Annotated in this window: 22 protein-coding genes and 2 tRNA genes; 16 read left to right on the top strand and 8 right to left on the bottom strand. The window is 65.1% G+C overall.

Annotated features, from left to right (window positions below):
- The 3 genes from ACSC1R_RS03990 to ACSC1R_RS04000 are packed head-to-tail and all read left to right on the top strand — an operon-like array spanning position 1 to position 1670.
- Complete coding sequence (locus tag ACSC1R_RS03990; protein ID WP_439027781.1) at positions 1-477, top strand: Tfx family DNA-binding protein; 477 nt, start codon at positions 1-3, stop codon at positions 475-477.
- Between the two features lie 23 nt (positions 478-500).
- Positions 501-860 (top strand): DUF952 domain-containing protein, encoded by a 360-nt coding sequence (locus ACSC1R_RS03995; RefSeq protein WP_439027782.1) that lies wholly within the window; start codon positions 501-503, stop codon positions 858-860.
- A gap of 24 nt (positions 861-884) precedes the next feature.
- Positions 885-1670: an SDR family oxidoreductase gene (locus ACSC1R_RS04000; protein ID WP_439027783.1), complete on the top strand. Its 786-nt coding sequence runs from the start codon at positions 885-887 to the stop codon at positions 1668-1670.
- 6 nt (positions 1671-1676) lie between these two features.
- On the opposite strand, the gene ACSC1R_RS04005 is transcribed toward ACSC1R_RS04000, so the two are convergent.
- Positions 1677-2666 (bottom strand): mannose-1-phosphate guanylyltransferase, encoded by a 990-nt coding sequence (locus ACSC1R_RS04005; RefSeq protein ID WP_439027784.1) that lies wholly within the window; start codon positions 2664-2666, stop codon positions 1677-1679.
- Complete coding sequence (locus ACSC1R_RS04010; RefSeq protein WP_439027785.1) at positions 2660-2944, bottom strand: DUF7091 family protein; 285 nt, start codon at positions 2942-2944, stop codon at positions 2660-2662. Before ACSC1R_RS04010 ends, ACSC1R_RS04005 begins: the two co-directional genes overlap by 7 nt.
- A gap of 152 nt (positions 2945-3096) precedes the next feature.
- Here ACSC1R_RS04010 and ACSC1R_RS04015 point away from each other — a divergent pair, with 152 nt between their 5' ends.
- From ACSC1R_RS04015 to ACSC1R_RS04030, 4 genes are all read left to right on the top strand, one after another.
- Positions 3097-3300, top strand: coding sequence for a hypothetical protein (locus ACSC1R_RS04015; RefSeq protein ID WP_439027786.1), 204 nt, complete (start codon positions 3097-3099; stop codon positions 3298-3300).
- A 141-nt stretch (positions 3301-3441) separates the two neighbouring features.
- Positions 3442-4377 (top strand): replication factor A, encoded by a 936-nt coding sequence (locus tag ACSC1R_RS04020; protein ID WP_439027787.1) that lies wholly within the window; start codon positions 3442-3444, stop codon positions 4375-4377.
- Between the two features lies 1 nt (position 4378).
- Positions 4379-4993 carry an RPA family protein gene (locus tag ACSC1R_RS04025; protein WP_439027788.1) on the top strand — a complete coding sequence of 205 codons (615 nt, stop codon included), beginning with the start codon at positions 4379-4381 and terminating at the stop codon, positions 4991-4993.
- A 116-nt stretch (positions 4994-5109) separates the two neighbouring features.
- Positions 5110-5541 (top strand): ribbon-helix-helix protein, CopG family, encoded by a 432-nt coding sequence (locus ACSC1R_RS04030; RefSeq protein WP_439027789.1) that lies wholly within the window; start codon positions 5110-5112, stop codon positions 5539-5541.
- Positions 5542-5569: 28 nt separating this feature from the next.
- Here ACSC1R_RS04030 and ACSC1R_RS04035 read toward each other — a convergent pair whose 3' ends face one another.
- The gene (locus tag ACSC1R_RS04035) at positions 5570-6028 is read right to left on the bottom strand and encodes a DUF5814 domain-containing protein (RefSeq protein WP_439027790.1); all 459 of its coding nucleotides are present in this window, start codon (positions 6026-6028) and stop codon (positions 5570-5572) included.
- A 130-nt stretch (positions 6029-6158) separates the two neighbouring features.
- Between ACSC1R_RS04035 and ACSC1R_RS04040 the strand changes: the two genes are divergently transcribed.
- Positions 6159-6231 (top strand) — tRNA-His (locus ACSC1R_RS04040).
- Positions 6232-6599: 368 nt separating this feature from the next.
- On the opposite strand, the gene ACSC1R_RS04045 is transcribed toward ACSC1R_RS04040, so the two are convergent.
- Positions 6600-9791 carry a PKD domain-containing protein gene (locus ACSC1R_RS04045; protein ID WP_439027791.1) on the bottom strand — a complete coding sequence of 1064 codons (3192 nt, stop codon included), beginning with the start codon at positions 9789-9791 and terminating at the stop codon, positions 6600-6602.
- A gap of 309 nt (positions 9792-10100) precedes the next feature.
- Complete coding sequence (locus ACSC1R_RS04050; protein WP_439027792.1) at positions 10101-11264, bottom strand: CBS domain-containing protein; 1164 nt, start codon at positions 11262-11264, stop codon at positions 10101-10103.
- Between the two features lie 70 nt (positions 11265-11334).
- Between ACSC1R_RS04050 and ACSC1R_RS04055 the strand changes: the two genes are divergently transcribed.
- The gene (locus ACSC1R_RS04055) at positions 11335-11706 is read left to right on the top strand and encodes a cupin domain-containing protein (protein ID WP_439027793.1); all 372 of its coding nucleotides are present in this window, start codon (positions 11335-11337) and stop codon (positions 11704-11706) included.
- 193 nt (positions 11707-11899) lie between these two features.
- Here the strand turns inward: ACSC1R_RS04055 and ACSC1R_RS04060 are convergent, their stop codons facing one another.
- Complete coding sequence (locus tag ACSC1R_RS04060) at positions 11900-12361, bottom strand: DUF7552 domain-containing protein (protein WP_439027794.1); 462 nt, start codon at positions 12359-12361, stop codon at positions 11900-11902.
- A 171-nt stretch (positions 12362-12532) separates the two neighbouring features.
- Between ACSC1R_RS04060 and ACSC1R_RS04065 the strand changes: the two genes are divergently transcribed.
- From ACSC1R_RS04065 to ACSC1R_RS04090, 6 genes are all read left to right on the top strand, one after another.
- Entirely contained in the window at positions 12533-12829 is a 297-nt protein-coding gene (locus tag ACSC1R_RS04065; protein WP_439027795.1) for a DUF7552 domain-containing protein, read from the top strand.
- An 86-nt stretch (positions 12830-12915) separates the two neighbouring features.
- On the top strand, positions 12916-14970 hold the full coding sequence (locus ACSC1R_RS04070) for a DEAD/DEAH box helicase (RefSeq protein WP_439027796.1): 2055 nt from the start codon (positions 12916-12918) through the stop codon (positions 14968-14970).
- Between the two features lie 19 nt (positions 14971-14989).
- The gene (locus ACSC1R_RS04075; RefSeq protein ID WP_439027797.1) at positions 14990-15718 is read left to right on the top strand and encodes a hypothetical protein; all 729 of its coding nucleotides are present in this window, start codon (positions 14990-14992) and stop codon (positions 15716-15718) included.
- 145 nt (positions 15719-15863) lie between these two features.
- Positions 15864-16598, top strand: a complete 735-nt coding sequence (locus tag ACSC1R_RS04080; RefSeq protein ID WP_439027798.1) for a DUF7504 family protein — start codon at positions 15864-15866, stop codon at positions 16596-16598.
- Between the two features lie 86 nt (positions 16599-16684).
- Positions 16685-17512, top strand: coding sequence for a DUF7504 family protein (locus tag ACSC1R_RS04085; RefSeq protein ID WP_439027799.1), 828 nt, complete (start codon positions 16685-16687; stop codon positions 17510-17512).
- 82 nt (positions 17513-17594) lie between these two features.
- Positions 17595-19499, top strand: coding sequence for an SLC13 family permease (locus ACSC1R_RS04090; protein ID WP_439027800.1), 1905 nt, complete (start codon positions 17595-17597; stop codon positions 19497-19499).
- Here the strand turns inward: ACSC1R_RS04090 and ACSC1R_RS04095 are convergent.
- Entirely contained in the window at positions 19496-19762 is a 267-nt protein-coding gene (locus ACSC1R_RS04095; protein WP_439027801.1) for a hypothetical protein, read from the bottom strand. The two genes, ACSC1R_RS04090 and ACSC1R_RS04095, sit on opposite strands and share 4 nt — an antisense overlap.
- A gap of 110 nt (positions 19763-19872) precedes the next feature.
- Here ACSC1R_RS04095 and ACSC1R_RS04100 point away from each other — a divergent pair.
- Positions 19873-19945: transfer RNA gene (locus ACSC1R_RS04100), tRNA-Pro, on the top strand.
- Positions 19946-19950: 5 nt separating this feature from the next.
- On the opposite strand, the gene ACSC1R_RS04105 is transcribed toward ACSC1R_RS04100, so the two are convergent.
- Positions 19951-20754 carry an alpha/beta hydrolase gene (locus ACSC1R_RS04105; RefSeq protein ID WP_439027802.1) on the bottom strand — a complete coding sequence of 268 codons (804 nt, stop codon included), beginning with the start codon at positions 20752-20754 and terminating at the stop codon, positions 19951-19953.
- Positions 20755-20840: the final 86 nt, after the last annotated feature.

Below are 20840 nucleotides of genomic sequence, written 5' to 3' on the forward strand. Positions count from 1 at the left end.
ATGGCCGACGAGTTGCCCGACGTAGACGACATCCTCGACGAGACGGGGTTCTCCGCCGCCGAGAGCGTCCTGACGCGTCGACAGGCGGAGGTGCTCGCCCTGCGAGAGCGCGGCTACGCGCAGGCCGCCATCGCCGAACGCCTCGGTACCTCCCGTGCGAACATCTCCAGTGTCGAGTCGACCGCCCGTGACAACGTCGCCAAGGCCCGCGAGACGGTCGCGTTCGCGGACGCCCTGTCTGCGCCCGTCCGCATCACCGTCGAGACCGGCACGGACCTCTACGACGTGCCCCAGCAGGTGTACGACGCCTGTGACGAGGTGGACGTGAAGGTCCCCTACACCGCGCCGGACCTGATGAAGGTCGTGAACGACGCCGCCGGCAGCGCGGTGGACGGACGAGAGGTCGGCGACGACCTGCTCATCAGCGTCACCACGGACGGGAGCGTCCAGGTCCGCCGGCAGAAGGACACGGATTAGGCGGTCGAGGCGCTGGTACGGATATGGGACTCATCCTGCACATCGTCCCCGAGGCCGACTGGGACGACGACGCCGACGAGTACCGTCCCGCGAGCCTCGACGAGGAAGGCTTCATCCACTGCTCGAAACCCGAGCAGGTCGAGGACGTGGCGAACCACCCCGCGAACGACTTCCCGGACGATTGCCTGCTCGTCTGTATCGACGAGTCGAAGGTCGACGCCGACATCGAGTACGAGAACGGCTTCCCGCACATCTACGGGCCGCTGAACACCGACGCGGTCGCCTCGGTGGTCGAGTTCCCCATCACGGACGAGGGCAAGTTCGGCCTGCCCATCTCGGTCGCGATGGTCGAGGCAGACGTGGTAAAGAACTCAGGAACTTAGGGCGATGGGGCCGTCTCCCTGGACATGGACCTGAACCTCGAAGGAGAGGTCGCACTGGTGACCGCCAGTTCGTCCGGCCTCGGGCTCGCGAGCGCGAAGGCGCTCGCCCGCGAGGGCGCGAACGTGACTATCTGTGGCCGCGACCGCGACCGGCTCGACGCGGCCGCCGAGGAGATAGAGAACTACGGCTTCGGCGAGGTGCTCGCCCGCCAGGCCGACATCACGGACCCCGACGACATCGAGGACGTGGTCGACACCACCGTCGAGGCGTTCGGGAGCCTCGACCACCTCGTCACCTCCGCGGGCGGCCCGCCCTCGGGCCCGTTCCTCGACATGACGGAGAAGGACTTCTACGCGGCCTACGACCTGCTGGTGATGAGCGCCGTCTGGACCCTCAAGGAGGCCTACCCCCATCTGGCCGAGAGCGACTCGGGGAGCTGGGTCGCCATTACCTCCACAAGCGTCGTCGAAGCTATCGACGGCCTCGTGCTCTCGAACGCTGTCCGCCGGGCTGTCGTCGGTCTCGTGAAGACCGTCGCCCGCGAGTGGGCACCCGACGTGCGAGCCAACGTCGTCATGCCCGGCGCACACGAGACGAGCCGCATCGAGGAACTCATCGAGCAGTCCATCGAGCGCGGCGAGTACGACAGCTACGAGGAAGGGCTGGCGGACTGGTCGTCGGACATCCCGCTGAACCGCATCGGCGACCCGATGGAACTCGGCGACGTGGTGGCGTTCCTGGCCTCCGAGAAGGCCAGTTTCGTCACCGGGGCATCGCTGCCGGTCGACGGTGGGCGGACGCGGAGCTAAGACGAGTCAGAACTGTTCGTTCTCTCGGAGTTCGGAGACGACCTCCCGGACGCGCTGTGCCTCGGCTTTCGGCACGACGAGCACGCGGTCGTCGTAGGCCGCGACGACCAGGTCGTCGACGCCGACCAGCGAGACGTGTTTCTCGTCGCTGGCGACGACGTTCCTGCTCGAATCGATCGTCAGGGCGTCCCCCAGCACCGCGGTCCCGTCGTCGTCCCCCGCCAGCAGGCGCTCGAAGGCGTCCCACGAACCGAGGTCGTCCCACTCGAAATCGGCCGGAACGACGTAGGCGTCGTCGGTACGTTCGAGGACGGCGTAGTCCACGCTCTCGGCGTCGGCCTGTGCGAAGCCTGCTTCTGCACTGTCGGCCGTCGCGACGGGTTCCAGCGGTGTCCCCTCGCACTCGCGGAGGAAGGCATCGGGCGTCCACGCGAAGATGCCCGCGTTCCAGAGGAACCCGTCCTCGACGAACGTCTCGGCGGTCTCGGCGTCGGGCTTCTCGCGGAACTGTCGAACCGGGGCGTGACCCCTCTCGAACCGCCCTGGTTCGATGTAGCCGTAGCCCGTCGCGGGCCGGGTCGGCTCCACGCCCATCGTCACCAACCCCCCGGTTTCCACTGCAACCTGACAGGCGCGGGTCGCGACGGTCGCGAAGTCGCCCGTGACGTGGTGGTCGCTCGGGAGACACAGCAACACACAGTCGCCGACCTGCTCGCGGATTCTGCGGGCCGCGTACGCGAGCGCCGGGCCGGTGTCCCTGGGTTCGGGTTCGACGAGGACGCCAGCACCCGGGGCGTGCTCGCGGACCTGGTCGGCGTACTGCTCGCCCGTGAGGACGTACGTCTCGTCGGCGAAGCCCGCACGGGAGACGGTCCGGGCGAGCAGGGAGTCCTCGCCACCGAAGGCGTGGAACTGCTTGGGACGGTCGCTCCTGCTCGCGGGGTAGAGTCTGGTGCCGGTCCCCCCGGCGAGCACGAGCGCGACTGTCGTCACCACGTCTCTATCTGCCCCTCCTGGATGTCCTCGAGACAGCCCTGGCAGTCTGGGTTCTCCGGGTCGAAGCACTCGGGGACCCCGGCCTCGCTCAGCAGCACGGCGCGCTTTTCCGCGTAACGCCGGCAGACGATTCTCGCCCGGCCGTACTCGTCACGGGGGAGTTTGCTGACCTGCCGGCCCGTCGTGAAGTTCGAGCGAGTCTTCGCGTACTGTCGACCCGCCGAGCGGAACGTCTTGCGGATGAATCGCCCCACAGGGTCGTCGTTCTGGTCGCTCACCGGGGGCACCTCCCGGGGACGAACGGTCGCATTGTTGTCGAATCGTAGCGGCGCGGGCCACATAGGCACGTCGGTGGCTACGAGAGCAGACAGCGGGGCCACCCGACCGGCCGTGGACCGAAGTGCGTACCGTCCGAAGCCGGCAACACCGCATGCCCCTCGCCAGTTCGAGCGCCCTCCTCGACCGGACTCGACTCGGTACCGCAGTCGCGGTGGCTGCGCTCTCGACGTGGGTCAATCGCGGTAGCCAGGTGACGACTGCCGACGATGCAGTGGTGTGGTTCGCCTTCTCCGCGGTGTCGTTCTACCTGCTGTTCACCCTGCTGACCGTGGCTGCAGAACGAGTTCGGGCCTAGCCGGCACTACCCGGGACACTGGACGCCCCGGACCCGACCCGACCAGTTTCACTTTCACTCTGCCCTTAGGATACTTTAAATACCATCGCGCACCAATCCCGATACGTCTCCCACCGAAACACACGCGGAGACAGAGAGACCATGACTGATGTGCGCCAGCACGCGGAAGACATACACGAACAGTTCTCCGGACACGACGTCGACGTGTCCGTCGACGACATCGAAGAGCGTCTCGACCGACTCGTCAACGAGTTCAAGGTCCCCATGGACGAGGCCACCCGCAGCGTCCGGACCCACTACCTCGACGAGGCCGGTATGGACCGCGACGAGTTGGGCAGTGGCGGTGCCAACGACGAGATGCTCCTCGGTGACATCGACGAAGACGAACAGTGGATAGACGTGACCGCGAAGGTCACCCAGCTCTGGGAGCCCCGCTCCGAGGCCGTCGCACAGGTCGGCCTGCTCGGGGACGAGTCCGGAACGAAGAAGTTCGTCTCCTTTACCACCTCCGAACTCCCCAAGCTGGAGGAAGGGAAGTCCTACCACCTGACCAACGTCATCACCGACGAGTACGAGGGCAACTTCTCGGTCAAGCTCAACCGGACGACCGGTATCGAGGAACTCGACGAGGACGTCGAAGTCGGCGACGACTCGACGACCGTCGAGGGCGCGCTCGTGGACATCCAGTCCGGGAGCGGCCTCATCAAGCGCTGCCCCGAGGAGGACTGCACCCGCGTCCTCCAGAACGGCCGCTGCGCCGAACACGGCGAGGGCGAAGGCGAGTTCGACCTCCGCATCAAGGCCGTCGTCGACGACGGCGTCGACGCCCACGAGGTCATCTTCGACAAGGAAGCGACCGAAGCCGTCGCGGGCATCACCCTCGACGAGGCCAAGCAGATGGCCATGGACGCGCTCGACACCACGGTCGTCGCGGACGAGATTCGCGACGCCATCATGGGCACGTACTACCGCGTCTCCGGCCCGACCTTCGGCCGGTACGTCCTCGTGGACGACCTCGAAGAGCTGACGGACAGTCCGAGTGGAGAAGCGGCTCTCATCCGCGCGAGGTCGATGTGACATGAGTCAGGCACCCACCCGCGAAGTCGCAAAGCGCGTCTTCGCACGCGAGTTCAACGACGCGACGTACACGTTCAAGGAATCCGACGACGAGCGTGCCCCCAACTTCGCGCTCTTGCCGACGGGCGACCGCGCCAACCGCGTGTTCGTCGTCGGCACCCTCACCGAGACCGAGGACATCGGTGACGACTCGGAGTACTGGCGTGGCCGCGTGGTCGACCCCACGGGCACGTTCTTCGTGTACGCTGGCCAGTACCAGCCCGAAGCGGCCTCGTTCCTGCGCGAGACCGAACCGCCCGCGTACGTCTCCGTCGTGGGCAAGCCGCGTACGTTCGAGACCGACGACGGCACCATCAACGTCTCTCTGCGGCCGGAGTCCATCACGCCGGTGGACGAGGCCACCCGCAACCGCTGGGTCGTCGAAGCCGCCGAACGCACCCTCGACCGCATCGAGGCGTTCGACGACGAGACGAACGAGTACGCCGCCATGGCCCGCGAACACTACGACCCCGACATGCTCGGTATGTACCGGGACGAAGTGATTCAGGCACTGGAGAGCATGGACGGCGTGAGCGACGACGACGCGGACGAAGACGAAGCAGAAGCCGCAGTCTGAGTAGCGCCGACACCGACCGATACCGTCTTTTATCCGGTTGACCGCCCGACAGCCGGCGGTTTCGACAATCGTCTGACGAAACTTCAAGTACGTCCGCGTCCCTACCCTACCACGAGATGGGCAACAAGAACAAGACGATCTCCTTCCGCGTGAACGAGGACGCGTTCGACACGCTCCAGGAGATTGCGGCGGAACGCGACATCTCCCTCTCGGCGGTCTTCCGCGACTACGTCGACATGCTCGTCGCCCACGACGGTCAGGTCGAGGTGCTGCCAGAACACGAGGTGCCGGAGAACGACGGGGTCAGTGAGGACGAGTGGCCACCGAAGGTCGAGGTGCCAAAGAGTTTCGTCCGCGAGCACGAACGCCTGGAACTCGAAGCCGACCACCTCCGCGAGCAACTCGACGAGTACAAACAGTACGTCACGCACCTCCGGGAAACGCTCGAAGAGGCCGAAGATGGTGAGGAGGTCATCCACCTCGAAGACCTGGACCTCGGCACCGACGCCGACCGCGAAGACGAGTCGACCTACCGCATCCGCGACTGACTGGCTGCGACCGACCGGCCGCGACTGATTACCGGGAGAGGTTCTCTTTCGTCTGTTTCGCCCGACGGCGCATCTCGTCGTTGCCGTCGACGCGAGCCAGTTCCTCCATCGCCTCCAGCGTTCGAATCCCGTCGTCGAGGAACGAGAGGATGTCACCCTCGTAGGCGTACACCATGTAATCGTCGCCCATCACGTCGACGATGTCGCCCGGGTTCATCCCCTGCGCCCGGAGTTCCAGCAGGTAGCTGATGAACTTGCGCTCGGGGTGGCCACAGTACGGCGCGTTGTCACAGCCACAGTCCATGAAGTCCTTCGCGAAGTCGAGCACCCGCTCTCGCGTCGTCTCGTCGAGCTTGTCGAGGCTGTCCCCACCGTTGAACAGGATGTCCATCGTCGCCCCCTTGAACGCTCCCTTCGGGATGTTCGTGTCCAGCTGGGAGCTGAGCTGCCGGTGGTTCTTGACGTATATCTTGTCCGTGATGGCCACGCTTGCAGTTGGATAGCGTCGTGGCGGCCAAAAACGCCCCGGTCTCACCGCGCGTGTGTCTGTCTGTCGTGGGAGCCCCGAGTCGTAACGTATTTTTACGCCGCTGGATTACCTGTGGTTGCACACAGTGTCCGGGTTGGGGTAGTGGACTATCCTTCAGCCTTGTGGAGGCTGAGACGCGGGTTCAATTCTCGCACCTGGACCTTTCTACGACGAACGGACGTGAGGAGCTGAAAGTTCGACGTTCGAGATCGAACCAGCGAGCGGAGCGAGTGAGGTTCAATTCTCGCACCTGGACCTTTTGCGGAACGTAACTGTCCGAGCCTGTGCTCCGTCAGGAGCACCGCGAGGAAGCATGAAATGACGCAACGGTCGTCGTCACGTTCGAGTGCTCGTTTTCGTACCTCCCCTGCCGTCTGGCTTGGTGTCACCTCCGTTCCAGTTCGGCCGAGCCGCACCAGAATTTACGGGGCTAGCCCGATAGCCAGTACACTGCTCTCACGAAAGCCATCGAGGGCGACGAAGAAGCCCGATACATCGAAAAAAGAGCCGCTTCTGCAGTAGCGCCTCCTCAGGACCGCCGAGCCAGCAGTGCCACGGCGGCGAGCAGTGCCAGCAGGCCGGTTGCCGGGCCGAATCCGGGCATACTGCCGCCGGACGAATCGTCGTCACCGCCGGCCTGGGTCGCGTCGGTAGCCGTCGCGGTGGCGGTGTCGTCGCCAGCGGGGGCGTCCGTCGCAGTGGCCGTCGGCGTCGCGGTCGCAGTGGCCGTCGGCGTGGCCGTCGCGGTCGCAGTGGCGGTCTGCGTGGCCGTCGCGGTCGCAGTGGCGGTCTGCGTCGTCTGTGCCGAGTCGTCGGTTTCGTCGTCTGCGGTGACCGTGACCGAGACCGACTCGGTCGCGGTGTAACCGGCAGCGTCACTCACGCGGAGCGTGACGGTGTAGGTTCCAGTAGACTCGAAGGTGTGCGACGCAGTCTCCCCGGTCGTCTCGTAGGAGCCGTCACCGTCGAAGTCCCACTCGTAACTGGTGACGCCCGTGTCGTCGGTGGACGCCGAACCGTCGAACGAGAGGGAATCACCGACCGTCGCACTGGTCGGGGCGGAGAGAGCAGCGTTCGGCGGGGTCGTGTCGGCAGAGCCGCCGTCGCTGCCACTTTCACTCCCACTGCCGCTTCCACTTCCGCTCCCGCTTTCACTCCCGCTACTACTCGGCTGAATCGTCAGCGTCCCGCTGGAGTAGTGCAAGGAGACGTTGACGTAGACGCCACCGGAGACCTCGGTCACGTCGAAGTTGGTGGTGGAGTTCTCGGAGAACTCGGCGGCCAGCTCGGACTGCGGGTTCGTCACACCCCACTCGTTCAACAGCGAGTCGGGCAGGTACGCGTCGTAGTACCCGTCGTTGGTGTTCCCGTTGACCGTCTCGTGCGGTGCCGCGAGCGGGATGTTCAGCTGTGGGTCGGTGTTCGACCCGCCGGGGTCGTACCGCGGCATCGAGAACAGCTGGGCGTCGGTCGACACCGTCATGTTGGTGAGGTTCTGTGCGCTCGCACCGCTCGCATCGGCTGCCATGGTCGCGTCTCCGATACCCAGCATGATGGCGTGCTGCCAGCCGAAGTTGGCCGAATCGTTCTGGACCTTCTCCTCCCACTCACTGGGCGACCGTGGGTAGCCGTTCGAGAAGTTCGACTTGTAGTCGAGCTGGGCCGGACGGACCAGTATCGAGACGTTGGTCTCACCGGCGTTCTGGCCGGGCTGGGTGTTCCACGTCAGGCCGCGGCCGTTGCTGACGAGGACGCGCGGGTCGTAGTTGTCAACGGTGAGGTTGATACGGAACTCGGTCGTGCTGTCGACACCGAGTCCAGTGAGGTTCATCGTCGGGAACGACCCGGTACTGTCGGAAATCTGGAACCCGATGTGGCCACCGCTGTAGGTCGCCTTGACGCTCGGGTTCTGTGACGGGGCCGTCCCGCCGACGTGTTCGATGGACGTCGAACCGTCGACGACGACCGGTCCGCGGACGTCGATAGCGACCGACTTCGAGATCAGGACGGTTTCGGTCGTCGGGTCGGTGACGTTGACGAACCCGCTCTTCGTGCCCGTCGTGCTGAAGTTGTGAGTGAGGAAGGTCCGGCCGAACCCGCTTCCGGCGACGTAGGTCTGTTTCTCGGTGACCGTCGTCCCGCCGATGTCGAGCGAGACGTTGACCACGTCGTCGGCGTCGCCCGTGTTATTTAACACCACGCCGAAGAACGCGTCGGTGTCGTTCACCGCGGTGTCGGGAGTGAACAGCCGTTCGACGCCCACGTTCGGCGTGCCCGTGGTGTCGTTGAGCACGACGAGCCGGGCGCTCGTCTGCTGGCTGGTGTGCAGGTGGTAGACGCCGGCGTTCGCCGCGGTGAACGTGTAGCTCACGTTCTTGGTCGTGCTCGCCGGGATGGTCACCTGCTTGTTCTGGAACGGGAGGCTGCCACCCCGTTCGGAGTAGACAGAGAGGTACGAGAACGTCTGGTGGGAACTCGCAGTCGGGTTCTGGTAGGTCACGTTGACCGTGACAGTGTCACCTTTCTGGATGGGCGTCGGGCTACTGTGGACGCCGGTGACGCTGAGCGGGTTCTGGACCGAGAGCGTCTGTGGGCTCCCGAAGTCGTTCGCGGTCACCGACCAGTCACCCGTGTTGTATATCTTGTCCGCCTTCAGCGTGAACGTCTGGGTGCTGCTGCCGGGAACCGTAACCGTGGTCACGTTGAGTGCTCTGGTCTTCCCGTCTTTCGTGGCGAGGACGGCAATGGAGTACGATTTCGACGACGCGTTGGTGTTGCTCACCGTGACGTCGATGTCCGTCTTCTGCCGGGTGTACGTCGAGCTCGGGACCGAGATGCTGTCGATAGAGAGTTCGGAATCGTTCACCACGACGTTCGCGTCCTCGCTGAACGCGCTCTTGGCGGAGAGCGTGTGGCCACCGGGGGTTGTGAATGCGGTGGCGAACGTCACCGTCCCGGTGCTGCTCCCGGCGACGGTCGTCGAGGTCTCCTGTACAGTCTGGTACGACCCGTCCTTCTGGATGGCGACGAGCCGTTCGGCGCTCGACCCGGCGGTGTTCTGGAGCGCCACGCTGAAGGAGACGGGCTCACCGGGGTCGACTCTGGACGCCGAGAAGCTCTGGGATTGGACCTCAACCGGCGTCTTCGAAACGGTCAACGGCTTCGCCGAGAGACCGTTCACCTTCAGGGTGTGCGAGCCGTCGGTGGCGAAGCTGGCGTTGAACGAGAACGTGTGCTCGCCCTGTGGAACCTGTACCGACTCGGACACCCGCGGGAACTTCGACCCATCGTAGTAGATGTTCACCTGCTTCGTCTCGGTCGACGAACCGGTGTTGTTCAGTACCACGTCGACAGTGACGTTCTGGTGCGTCGTCGGACTGCTGTCGACGATAGTGAACGACTCGGTGACGGTGTTGCTGCCACCACCGCCGCCGCTGACCCCGAGAACGGAGGTGTCGGAGGCCAGGACGTTCCCATTGCTGTTGTTCACCAGTTCGTATCGGACGCCCTGGGTGCTGTCGAAGGTGTTCGACGAGATGGTGACGTCTGCCGTTCCGATAGTCGTCCCGAGCGTCGCGTTCCCGGCGACCGCATTGCCGGAGCTCGCGTTGACGACCCGAACCAGGAGGTCGCTCGGGGAGCCGACCTCACCCGTCGCGTTGTACGCGACACTCAACGACGTCGGCGTCGTCGGGTCGTGACTCGTATCACTCTGGTTCACGTACGGCGCTGGCGGAAGTCCACCTGGCGTCGTCGTAGTCGTTGCACTGACACTTCCGGGTACCGCCAGCACCGACAGGACCATCAAACCTGCCAGCGCCACGGCAATCCATGGCCGTTGCTTTTGCCCACGCATGGCTACACTCACAGAGTAGCATTGTTTAAGAATTATGGCCAAGCTGATAATTATAGACCAAATATATAACTTATGGCCAGAGTGCGCTGAAACACCCGAAAACCGGTTCGATACGCACCACTCGATATGCAATCAAGCGCGCAGGACGTCCGTTATACTCGAAATCTAGTCACGTCAGTCAGCCGTCCTCGCCCGCGTCGCCGGGTTCGCAGACCCGCTCTCCTGGATGATGTTGAACGCGGTCATCAGGTCCGAGCGGGAGATGAGGCCGACGAGTTCACCGTGGTAGTCCGTCACGAGAAGTCGACCGACCCCCTTCTCCTGCATGGTCTGGAGTGCTTCCATCGCGTCGGCGTCCGGGCCGATAGTGACGAGGTCGGTCGACATTATCTCCTCGACGAGGTAGGCGTCCCGCTCGACCGACGGGACACCGCGGGCGTCTTCGAGCGTCACCAGTCCGACGAGGGTGCCGTTCTCCAGCACCGGGTAGCCGGTGTGGCGTTCCTGGAACATCCGCTGGATGAGCGTCGCCACGCTCTCGTCGCGCTGGATGGTGTTGAGGCGCTCCCAGGGCGTCATGATATCGCGGACGGTGACGTCCTGGAACGCCGCCTTCATCACGACCTGCTGGGCCTCCGAAGAAGCCCCGATGTAGACGAAGAAGGCGATACCGATGAGCAGAATCTGGAAGGTGAACAGGCCGAACAGGCCGAGCAGGAGCGCGAACAGTTTGCCGACCTCGGCGGCGATCTGCGTCGCTCTGGCGTACGGTCGCGTGCGAGCGAGCAGGGCGCGCAGCACACGGCCCCCGTCCATCGGGAAGCCGGGAAGCATGTTGAACGCCGCGAGCGAGATGTTCATCAGCGCGAGGTAGCCGACGACGAATCGTGGGGCGGGGTAGCCCGACGGGAGCGCGACGAACGCGACCGCGGAGACGACGCCGACCACGACCGAGACGATGGGGCCGGCGATGGCTATCTGGAGCTCTTCCTTCCAGTCCTCGGGCATCTCCGAGAGGGAGGCGATGCCGCCGAATATCCACAGCGTGATCGAGTCGATGGGGTAGCCATACCGCATCGCGACCAGCGAGTGGCCGAGTTCGTGCAGGACGACCCCGACGAACAGACCGATGGCCGCGGCCGACCCGACGATCCACGGGGTCGGCCCGGTGGTGAGCGGTCCGATGGGCAGGCCAGCCCCGAAGGCCTGGTTCATCAGGTCCGCGACCGCCGCGACGCGGTCACCGATGAGATAGGCGAACAGGGGAAGCACCAGCAGGAACGTCAGGTCCAGCTTGATCGGGATGCCGAAGAGCGACCCGATACGGAAACTTCGCATACCGCACAGTAGCCACGGTAGTGACTTAAAAGGGAGGCCGATTAAGTGCCAGGCCGGCCTACCGTCGCCCATGAGCGACCCCGATCCACTCGTTCGACGCGCCGCAGACATCGACTACGAGGACGTAGACGCCGCCGCCGGCCTGCGCAAGGGCGTGCTCGTCTCGGAAGAGCACGGTGCCCCGCACTTCGCCATCCGACGCTTCACGCTCGACCCCGGCACCGAGGTCCCGAAGCACACCAACGCGGTCGAGCACGAGCAGTACGTACTCGAAGGCGAGTACGTCGTGGGAATCGGGGAGGAGGAGTACCGGGTCGAACCGGGTGACTCGCTCCTGATTCCGGCTGGTACGGTCCACTGGTACCGCAACGAGAGCGACACGCAGGGCGCGTTCCTCTGTGCGGTGCCCAACGGGGACGATACCATCGAACTTCGGGAGTAGTCGGCTGAACACGAGGTTCCGGTACACTTTTGACTGTTTAGGCTAGCCTAAAACGTATGAGCAAGCGTCAGTCGCAGCCTCGCACGACCCGGTCCCGCGCAGCCGTCGGCCTGTTCCGCGGCATCTTCGGGACGCCCAAGCCGGACGACGAGGAAGAGGAGTAAGAGTCCCGTTCTCCCGGACAGCCGAACTCTCAGTCCGAGAGCTTCGCGTCCAGTTGGCGCGCCACTACGTCGTCGTCGAAGGGGCCGTCGTCCCGGGAGAGGTGGATGATTGGGGCGTTCTCCATCTGGATCCACTCGCCGTCGCGGCCGTTGCTCAGCGTCACGGATTCCTGGGTTCGCGGGAGGCCGTTCGAGCGCATGCCCTTCGCCCGGGAGCGGGTCGTCGCGACGTGCATGGGCGTGTCGTCGCCCTCGTACACGGTCGGGCGGTACGTCGGGTGCTCGGGGTCGAGTTCCCGCATCGCGGTCTGGTACTCCAGCGTCGCGTCGGCGGCCTCCTGGGCCTCGTCACGGGTTTCGAACCGGGCACCGGTCGCGGGTTCGGGCCGGTGGCCGGTGGTCGAACAGGCGACGACGAAACTACCGTGGTCGCTGGCGAGGTCGGCGACGGTGCGTCGAGCGCGTCGAAGGCGCTCGGCGGGGGCGGTCATACACCGACATAATTTAGGCCGCCCTAAAAACATACCGAATCCTCGTGCAGCAGCCCCCACGTGTATCGAATCCAACCGCTTTCGGGTGGCCTAAAGCCAGATTGACGGTGCCGGCAGTATCTCGCGCAATCCATAACGATTTTTTATTCATAGCACATCGACACGAGTACGATGGCACACTTTCGTGACGGGTTCGGCGAGATTCGAGCCCACCTGGATGCCCTCCACGCCCCGGGTGGCCCGTACCACGTGGTCTGTGCGAAGTCCGGTGAGACCCCAGCCCCGCTTTCCGGGCTCCGGTTCGACGACCGCCAGACCGCCGCGGAGGCCACCGAGGTCGCCACCACCTACCGGGCATATCTCAGGCTCTACGACCCGACGGTCCCCTTCTGTGACCTCATCGTCAGCGAGGACGCCGAAGCCGACGTCGACCCCGAGCGACGGGCGGCCACGGTCAATCGCGATTGACTACCGAACACTGAACACTCGCAACCGGGCGCCCGGACCGACCGGAACGCAGAACCCTGAAATACCCCACTCACGTATCGCCAGCCGTGTCTAAACAGGTCCAGCGCGTCGACACGTTGTTCCTCCACGAGACCGGAGACACTTACCTCGCGGTCGTGGTGCGCGACGGCAAACGCGTCTTCCGCGCGAAGCTGGAGCTCAAAGAGACCAGCGCCGGCCCCCGCCCCGGTCGGTTCCGGGTCATCCGCGGCTCCTCGGAGGAGCCACGCAGTCCCGACGAGTTCGTCGAGATAGCCCGTCGAGCAGCCCGCATCCGCATCTCCGAGCAGACCACGAAACCGGCTCGCGACGAGTTGCGCGAGATGTTAGACGGCTACCAGCTGGAGGCGAAGGTGGTCCGGACCTGTCGCTACTGCGCCTCCGACGGGCGCTACTCGCCCGTCACCGCCGACACCGCCGTCAAGTCCGGGCAGGACTACATCTGCGTCGACTGTGCGGTCGCCGAACTCGAACAGGAACTCGCCTACCACGGCGAGTTCACTGGAGCAGCCCAGGACCGCCTCGAAGAGCTGATGCTCGAGGTGCAGGACATCGAGAAGATAAAGAACCTGCTCAAGGGCGAACTCGACCCCGACCTCACCAAGTTCGACGAGATTTCTGCGACGACCGACGACATCGAACTCGTCCGGACGGATACCCTGACCCTCCACCCCGGTCTGCAGGGAATGCTCGAAGACCGCTTCGAGACGCTCCTGCCGGTCCAGAGCCTCGCCGTGGACAACGGCCTCTTCGACGGCGACGACCAGCTCGTCGTGAGTGCAACGGCGACGGGGAAGACCCTCATCGGGGAGATGGCGGGCATCAACAACGTCCTCAACGGGAAAGGGAAGATGCTGTTCCTGGTGCCCCTCGTCGCCCTCGCCAACCAGAAACACGAGGACTTCGAGGAGCGCTACGGCGACATGGTCGACGTGACCATCCGCGTCGGTGCGAGCCGTGTCTCCTCCTCGGGGTCGCGCTTTGACCCCTCCGCCGACGTCATCGTCGGTACCTACGAGGGTATCGACCACGCCCTGCGGACGGGCAGGGACCTCGGCGACATCGGGACCGTCGTCATCGACGAGGTCCACACCCTCAAGGAGGACGGCCGCGGCCATCGCCTCGACGGGCTCATCTCCCGGCTGAAGTACTACAGCGACCGGCGCAAGAAACAGCGCGAGGACTACGGCGGGGCCCAGTGGGTGTACCTCTCTGCGACCGTCGGCAACCCATCCGAACTCGCCCAGAAGCTTCGTGCGACACTCATCGAGTTCGAGGAGCGTCCGGTCCCCATCGAGCGCCACGTCACCTTCGCCAGCGGGCAGGAGAAACCGCGCATCATCAACCGGCTGGTGAAACGCGAGTTCGACCGCAAGTCCTCGAAGGGGTACCGCGGCCAGACCATCGTGTTCACCAACTCGCGGCGGCGCTGTCACGAGATCGCCCGCAAGATGGAGTACCAGGCCGCGCCCTACCACGCCGGGCTGGACTACGGCCGCCGGAAGAAGGTCGAGCGCATGTTCGGCAACCAGGACATCGCCGCGGTCATCACGACCGCCGCGCTCGCCGCCGGTGTCGACTTCCCGGCCTCACAGGTCGTCTTCGACTCGCTCGCGATGGGTATCGAGTGGCTCTCGGTGCAGGAGTTCAGCCAGATGCTCGGCCGGGCTGGGCGTCCAGACTATCACGACCGCGGGAAGGTGTACATGCTGGTCGAACCCGACTGCAGCTACCACAACTCCATGGAGATGACCGAGGACGAGGTCGCGTTCAAACTGCTCAAGGGCCAGATGGAGCCGGTCATCACCCGCTACGACGAGGACGCCGCCATCGAGGAGACCCTGGCGAACATCACGGTCGCCGGCAAGAAGGCCAAAAAGCTCAACGACCGGATGCTCGGGGAGATTCCGACGAAACACGCCATCGGGAAGTTGTTGGAGTACGACTTCATCGACGGCTTCGCGCCGACCGACCTCGGCCGTGTCGTCTGTACGCACTTCCTCACGCCCGGCGACTCGTTCACCATCCTCGACGGAATCCGCAAGGAGAAACACCCCTACGAGGTCGTCGCGGACATCGAGTTGAAAGACCAGGAGCTGTGAGGCCGATACGGAAACCGTGATGCCGACCCACGTCGTCGTGCTCGGGTGGTTCGAGGACCGGACCGCTGACGAGCACGAGGCGGCGAACGCGGCGGTTCGAGCGGCGCTGGACGCCGGTGCTTCCATCCGGGTTCTCCTCGATGGCGAGTCGGCACTGGCGCACGACCACCCCGAGGCCCTCGACCAGTTCCGGGCCGGGTTCTCGCAGGCGGGTCGGAACGCCGAGGGGACGACCTACCGTGGCTCGCTCCCCGCCTGTTCACCGGCACTCGACGCGCTCCTCGACCTGGAGAGCCACCACCGGTTCGTGACGCTTTCCACGCTCGTGGTCGAGGGACCGGACGGCCCACTGCTCAGATACGTCCCCGACCACGGCGACCTGACTCTGGGGACGGCGGCTGTCGCCGAGCGCGTCGAGACAGCACTCGCAGGGCACCCGGCAGCCGTCCTCCCGGCGGACCGAATCGAGTGGCGTGACGGGAATACCACGGTCGCCCTCGACCCCCCGAACCTCTGCATGGGAAACGCGTGTTTCGGCCTCGCCAACCTCGAGAGCGCGACCGTCGACCACGAGGCCGACGAGCTGGTGCTGGCCTGGCCGGAATCACGAGGGCTCCTCGACCGGGTGCTCGACACCCTCGGCCCGGACCACCCCTCGCGGCTCGCGCTCCCCCCGGACGACGCCTCGCGCGAGCACATCGAGACCGTGGTCGACCAACTCGGCGCACTTCTATCTGACGGCCCCTGAGCCCAGAAATCACCGGATGCACCGGCGAAGGGGGCCACAACGCTCATTACAAACCTTTCAATTGGCCAAAACTATCAAGAGTAATCCTGCCCTTCCCGTTCGATAACACCGGGGTCCGGGGTCCGGAGACCGGCTCTCCACCATCATGACTGGAATCGAAACCATCGGGGAAACGGGGAACGTGTTGCTGACCGACCGCGAGCACGAGGCGGACTACTGTGGCGACCTCCTCGACGCGAGCGCGACGGCGAATCGCGCAGAGCTGACGGTCACGTTCCCGAAAGCACAGGCAGGGAAGACGGGCTTTGGCAGCCTCTCGTCGAGTCAACCGGCCAAGAAGGGCGTCATCTCCGTCGGGGACGTGATGCGCTCGGCCGCCTCGACAGGCCCCGACTTCTCGGCTCCCGTCCCGATGGACGCCGTCGAGGACCCGGGCAACCTGCAGGCCCTCGGCACCGCCATCAGCCGCTTTTGCGAACAGTGGGAGCGCCAGAACTTCGACATCGTGGTCTGTTTCGACTCGCTGACCGAACTGCTCGACCACGCGAGCGCCGAAGCGGTCTTCCAGTTCTGCCACGTCCTCAACAGCCGCCTCGACTCGGTCGACGCGCTGGCGCACTTCCACCTCGACCCGACCGCACACGACGACGAGACGGTCGCCACCTTCCAGTCCATCTTCGACGAGACCATCGGCCAGACCACCGACGCCGACGCCATCGACGAGTTCGCAGAGGCGACCGACGACGACATCGCTGCGCTCGCCGACGGCTGGGGCGAAGAGGCACAGTACTCTATCGTCGGTGACGGGGAGTACGACCGCCCCGACGAGGTTTCGGAGGCCTCCGACGAGGAGATCGCCGAGCTACTCGACGGCTGCTGACGCGGCCAGAAGTGATTAATAGTGAGCAATACAACGATGGACGCAATCACCTCGGTCTTCGAACCGAGGGGGGTTGGGTGTCAGGTATGATGGACGAAGGGGCGACAGCGGATGCACGAACAGTTCTGTTGCTCGACGAGACGACGGCGTCAGAGTCCGGCGAGCACTGTGACGAGTTGATGCACGTCTGCGAGGCGGGACGGCGTGCCGAACTCGTCGTGACCTTCCCGCGTAACGCGACCGACAGCATCGACTTCGGCTCGCTCTCGGGCGGTCGCCAGCCGGCGAAACGAGGTATCATCACCGTCGGTGAGACCATCCGGTCCGTGGGAGCCGGCGAACCCGACTTCAGCGACCCCATCGTCGAGGACACCGTCGCCGACCCCGGCGACCTCCAGAGCCTCGGCCAGAAGATAAGCCGATTCTGTCAGATATGGGCCGACGGAGGCCACGGGATTTCGGTCTGTTTCGACTCCCTGACCGACCTGCTGGCCGAGAACGACCCCGAGGTCGTCTTCAAGTTCTGCCACGTGCTCGGGAGACGGCTCACGTCGGTCGGTGCCGTCGCACACTTCCACCTGAACCCGAACGACCACAGCCAGCAACTCCAGTTGACGTTCGAGCAGATATTCGACGACACCATGTTCGAAGAGATAGACGTCGAACACCTCGTCCCGACGCGACGCTCGCACGCGAGCGACAACGACGTGGCGAACGAGACTGCCGCCCTCGACCTCGAGGACCCGGACGATACGCTGGGTAGCCCCGAACCGGTTACCGACCCGGACACGGCCGAGCGAACTGGCGCTCTCGGAGCGCCGACCGACGACGGTCCGGGGTCCACCGACCAGTCGGACGGCGAGGCATCCGACGAGGAGATCGCCGAACGGTTCTCGGCGACGAACGGTTCCTGACCGACGCGAGGAACCCCCCGCCACCACGGTCGGTGCTCCCGGTTTCCGTAGGCTTTTCTTGCGGCCAGTCGTTCGACGGTGTGTGGTCGCACTCACGCCCGAGATAATCTTCGTCTTCGCGCTGGTCCTCGCCGCGCTGGTGTTCTTTGCGACCGAACCCGTCCCGGTCGACATCACCGCGCTCGGCATCATGGTGGTGTTGCTCGCCACTGGACCACTCACCGAGCAACTCGCTCGCCTCGGCCTCATCGCGAGACCACTCTACCTGCTCGGCAGCGCCGAGACCGGCCCGGCACCGGAACTCGGCATCGCGGGGTTCGCCTCGACGGCGACCATCACCGTCCTCGCGATGTTCATCCTCTCCGATGGCGTCCAGCGAACCGGTATCATCCAGATTCTCGGGCGCAAGATTGCGGCATTCACCGAGGACTCCGAGACGAAACAACTGACCGCCACCATGGGCGTCGTCGCCCCACTCTCGGGGTTCATCAACAACACCGCGGCCGTCGCCATCCTCCTCCCGATGGTGACCGACATCGCGCACAAGGGCAAGACATCGCCCTCGAAGCTGCTCATTCCGCTCTCCTATGCATCCATGTTCGGCGGGATGCTCACCCTCATCGGCACCTCCACCAACATCCTCGCCAGCGAGGTCGCCCGTGACATCGCGACCCGAGACGACGCCCCGGTCGGCTCTGCCCGCCTCGCCGACGGCTTCTCCATGTTCGAGTTCACCGAACTCGGCGTCGTGGTCGCCGTCGTCGGCTTCGCCTACCTGCTCCTCGTCGGTCGCTACCTCATCCCCGAGCGTATCAAGGCCCGCGAGGACCTCACCGAGGAGTTCCAGATGGCCGACTACCTCACCGAGGTCGAGGTGCGCGAGGACTCACCGCTCGTCGGCCAGACCGTCCGCGATGCCCTCGTCGAGACCGACTTCGACGTCGACCTCGTCCAGCTCGTCCGCGGCAACGAGGTGTTCCTCGAACCGCTCGGCCCGAAAGCCATCCAGGCCGGCGACATCTTCCTCGTCCGCACCGACAGGGACACGCTGGTCGAACTCATGGACGTCGAGGGGTTCGACCTCGTCCCGAACTTCGAGGTCACCGAGGAGGAACTCGAACTCGCCGAGGCCGACGAGAACCTCGTCGAAGTGGTCGTCGCCCCCGGCTCCGACCTCGTCGGTGAATCGCTCACGTCGATGAACTTCCGCCAGCGGTACGACGCGACCGTCCTCGCCCTGCGCCGTGGTGGTGAACTCATCCGAAAGCGCATGGACAACATCGTCCTGCGGGTCGGCGACACCCTGCTCGTCCAGGCGACCGCCGACTCCATCGAGCGCCTCGACATGAACCGCGACTTCATCGTCGCCCAGGAGATAGAACGCCACGACTACCGCGAGGACAGGATACCCGTCGCCCTCGGCATCATCGCTAGCGTCGTCGGCCTCGCCGCCCTGAACGTCCTCCCCATCGTCGTGAGCGCCCTCGCCGGTGCCCTCGCGATGGTGTTCACGGGCTGTCTGAAACCCGGCGAGGTGTACGACGCGGTCCAGTGGGACGTCATCGTCCTGCTCGCGGGCGTCATCCCGCTCGGCACCGCCATGCAGAACACCGGTGCCGCGCTCTACATCGCCGACATCCTCGTCCAGAGCTCGAACCTCCTCCCCGAGATAGCCGTCCTCGGGCTGTTCTACGTCCTGACCGCGGCACTCACCAACGTCATCTCCAACAACGCCAGCGTCGTCCTCATGATTCCTGTCGCGTTCGACGCCGCAGCCAGACTCGGCGCGTCCCCCTACGCGTTCGTCCTCGCGGTCACCTTCGCCGCCTCGACCGCGTTCATGACGCCCGTCGGCTACCAGACCAACCTGTTCGTCTACGGTCCCGGCGGCTATCGCTTCTCGGACTACGCCAGGGTCGGGACGCCGCTCCAGCTCCTCTTCGCGGTCGTGACGACCGTCGGCATCGCCACCATCTGGGGCATCTAGGCGAGCGGCGCGACGAGGAACGCCACGTCGAAGAGATGGAGGAGGAGGACGAGTACCGCCCCCGGAGCCCCACCGATGGCGACGACGAGCAAGACCAGCGGCGTGACCACGATACCGACACCGAACCACGCCGCCAGTAACAGGACGAGCAGGCCGACCACGGTGTTGACGATGAAGGGTTTGACCGTGTCGACCACCCGCCGTGCCCCCACGAAGAAGGCGATTACGAGGACGACGATGGCGAGTTCGAGCGTCGTGACCATATGCCGAAACGAAGACCGCTGGACGGATAAATCGAGAGGTGTGGTAACTGGTGGGGAGAGGGGATGTGGAACGAAACGCTTTACATCGGATGGGACTGATATGTAAAAGCGGGCTGGTGGGGTAGCTTGGTAACCTTCAGCGTTTGGGACGCTGTACCCCCAGTTCAAATCTGGGCCAGCCCATCTCTTTATCTCGAGCCGTCGTAACGACCGGCCCGAACCGTACAACCAACTGATTCTCCCTCCGAACACAGCCACCCGACGACAACTTCGACGAACCGGTCGTGTGCCTCAGCCGTCGAAATCGTCGCCGGGGCGTCGCCCGACTGGGCACCGTAGTTCCCGAACTGGGCGTGGTTTATCCCCTCGATGGCGACGAACGTGGCGTTTCCGGGAAGGTTCGCCCGGCCCGACTCGAACCGGTCGCGGTTCAACACGCCGTCTTCGGTCCCGGTGACCGCGAGGGCCGCCAGCCCGGAATCCGCAATCGACACGTCGCAGTACGACGCGGCGAGCAGGATCCCTTCGACGCGATTCTGGTTGTTCGCGGTGTACCGGCAGGCCATCGCGCCGCCGAGCGAATGTCCGCCGACGTACCACGTCTCGACCGTGTCGTCACTGTCGATGACCGCGTTCGCCTTCCCCTGGCCCAGCACCGCGAGATTGAGCGGCATCTTCGGGACGTACACCGTCACGTCGTGCTCGGCCGCCAGCGGTGCGAGCGTCTCGACGTAGGCACCGGGTTCGACCCGTCCGCCGGGGTAGAACACCAGTCCGACGGTCTCGGTCTCGGCGTCGGGGTCACGAATCACGTAGCCGCCGTGGGCGCGCTCGACCGCGACCTCGTACTCCGCTTCCACCGTCGACACCGGCTCGGCGGCGTCGTACGCCAGCACGTCGAAGTAGCCGTACGCACCGAGCGAGACGAGCAACAGGAGGACGACGACCGCCAGCACGGCGTAGGGGACGAGACGGCGGAGGCGGGCACGCATCGTCCCCACCTCCGCCCGGCCCGGACTTGTAGGTTCGTATACTTCCGGCCCGGTTTGCCAACCTTCTTAGGCGGAGACGACTCTAG

The sequence above is a fragment of the Haloarchaeobius ordinarius genome, from assembly GCF_051801355.1.
Lineage (GTDB): Archaea > Halobacteriota > Halobacteria > Halobacteriales > Natrialbaceae > Haloarchaeobius.

What these genes read in the sequence shown, in the direction of transcription:
- ACSC1R_RS03990 (WP_439027781.1), top strand. Translation starts at nt 1, where the DNA reads ATGGCCGACGAGTTGCCCGACGTAGACGACATCCTCGACGAGACGGGG.
- ACSC1R_RS03995 (WP_439027782.1), top strand. Translation starts at nt 501, where the DNA reads ATGGGACTCATCCTGCACATCGTCCCCGAGGCCGACTGGGACGACGAC.
- ACSC1R_RS04000 (WP_439027783.1), top strand. Translation starts at nt 885, where the DNA reads ATGGACCTGAACCTCGAAGGAGAGGTCGCACTGGTGACCGCCAGTTCG.
- ACSC1R_RS04015 (WP_439027786.1), top strand. Translation starts at nt 3,097, where the DNA reads ATGCCCCTCGCCAGTTCGAGCGCCCTCCTCGACCGGACTCGACTCGGT.
- ACSC1R_RS04020 (WP_439027787.1), top strand. Translation starts at nt 3,442, where the DNA reads ATGACTGATGTGCGCCAGCACGCGGAAGACATACACGAACAGTTCTCC.
- ACSC1R_RS04025 (WP_439027788.1), top strand. Translation starts at nt 4,379, where the DNA reads ATGAGTCAGGCACCCACCCGCGAAGTCGCAAAGCGCGTCTTCGCACGC.
- ACSC1R_RS04030 (WP_439027789.1), top strand. Translation starts at nt 5,110, where the DNA reads ATGGGCAACAAGAACAAGACGATCTCCTTCCGCGTGAACGAGGACGCG.
- ACSC1R_RS04050 (WP_439027792.1), bottom strand. Translation starts at nt 11,264, where the DNA reads ATGCGAAGTTTCCGTATCGGGTCGCTCTTCGGCATCCCGATCAAGCTG.
- ACSC1R_RS04055 (WP_439027793.1), top strand. Translation starts at nt 11,335, where the DNA reads ATGAGCGACCCCGATCCACTCGTTCGACGCGCCGCAGACATCGACTAC.
- ACSC1R_RS04060 (WP_439027794.1), bottom strand. Translation starts at nt 12,361, where the DNA reads ATGACCGCCCCCGCCGAGCGCCTTCGACGCGCTCGACGCACCGTCGCC.
- ACSC1R_RS04065 (WP_439027795.1), top strand. Translation starts at nt 12,533, where the DNA reads ATGGCACACTTTCGTGACGGGTTCGGCGAGATTCGAGCCCACCTGGAT.
- ACSC1R_RS04075 (WP_439027797.1), top strand. Translation starts at nt 14,990, where the DNA reads ATGCCGACCCACGTCGTCGTGCTCGGGTGGTTCGAGGACCGGACCGCT.
- ACSC1R_RS04080 (WP_439027798.1), top strand. Translation starts at nt 15,864, where the DNA reads ATGACTGGAATCGAAACCATCGGGGAAACGGGGAACGTGTTGCTGACC.
- ACSC1R_RS04085 (WP_439027799.1), top strand. Translation starts at nt 16,685, where the DNA reads ATGATGGACGAAGGGGCGACAGCGGATGCACGAACAGTTCTGTTGCTC.
- ACSC1R_RS04095 (WP_439027801.1), bottom strand. Translation starts at nt 19,762, where the DNA reads ATGGTCACGACGCTCGAACTCGCCATCGTCGTCCTCGTAATCGCCTTC.
- ACSC1R_RS04105 (WP_439027802.1), bottom strand. Translation starts at nt 20,754, where the DNA reads ATGCGTGCCCGCCTCCGCCGTCTCGTCCCCTACGCCGTGCTGGCGGTC.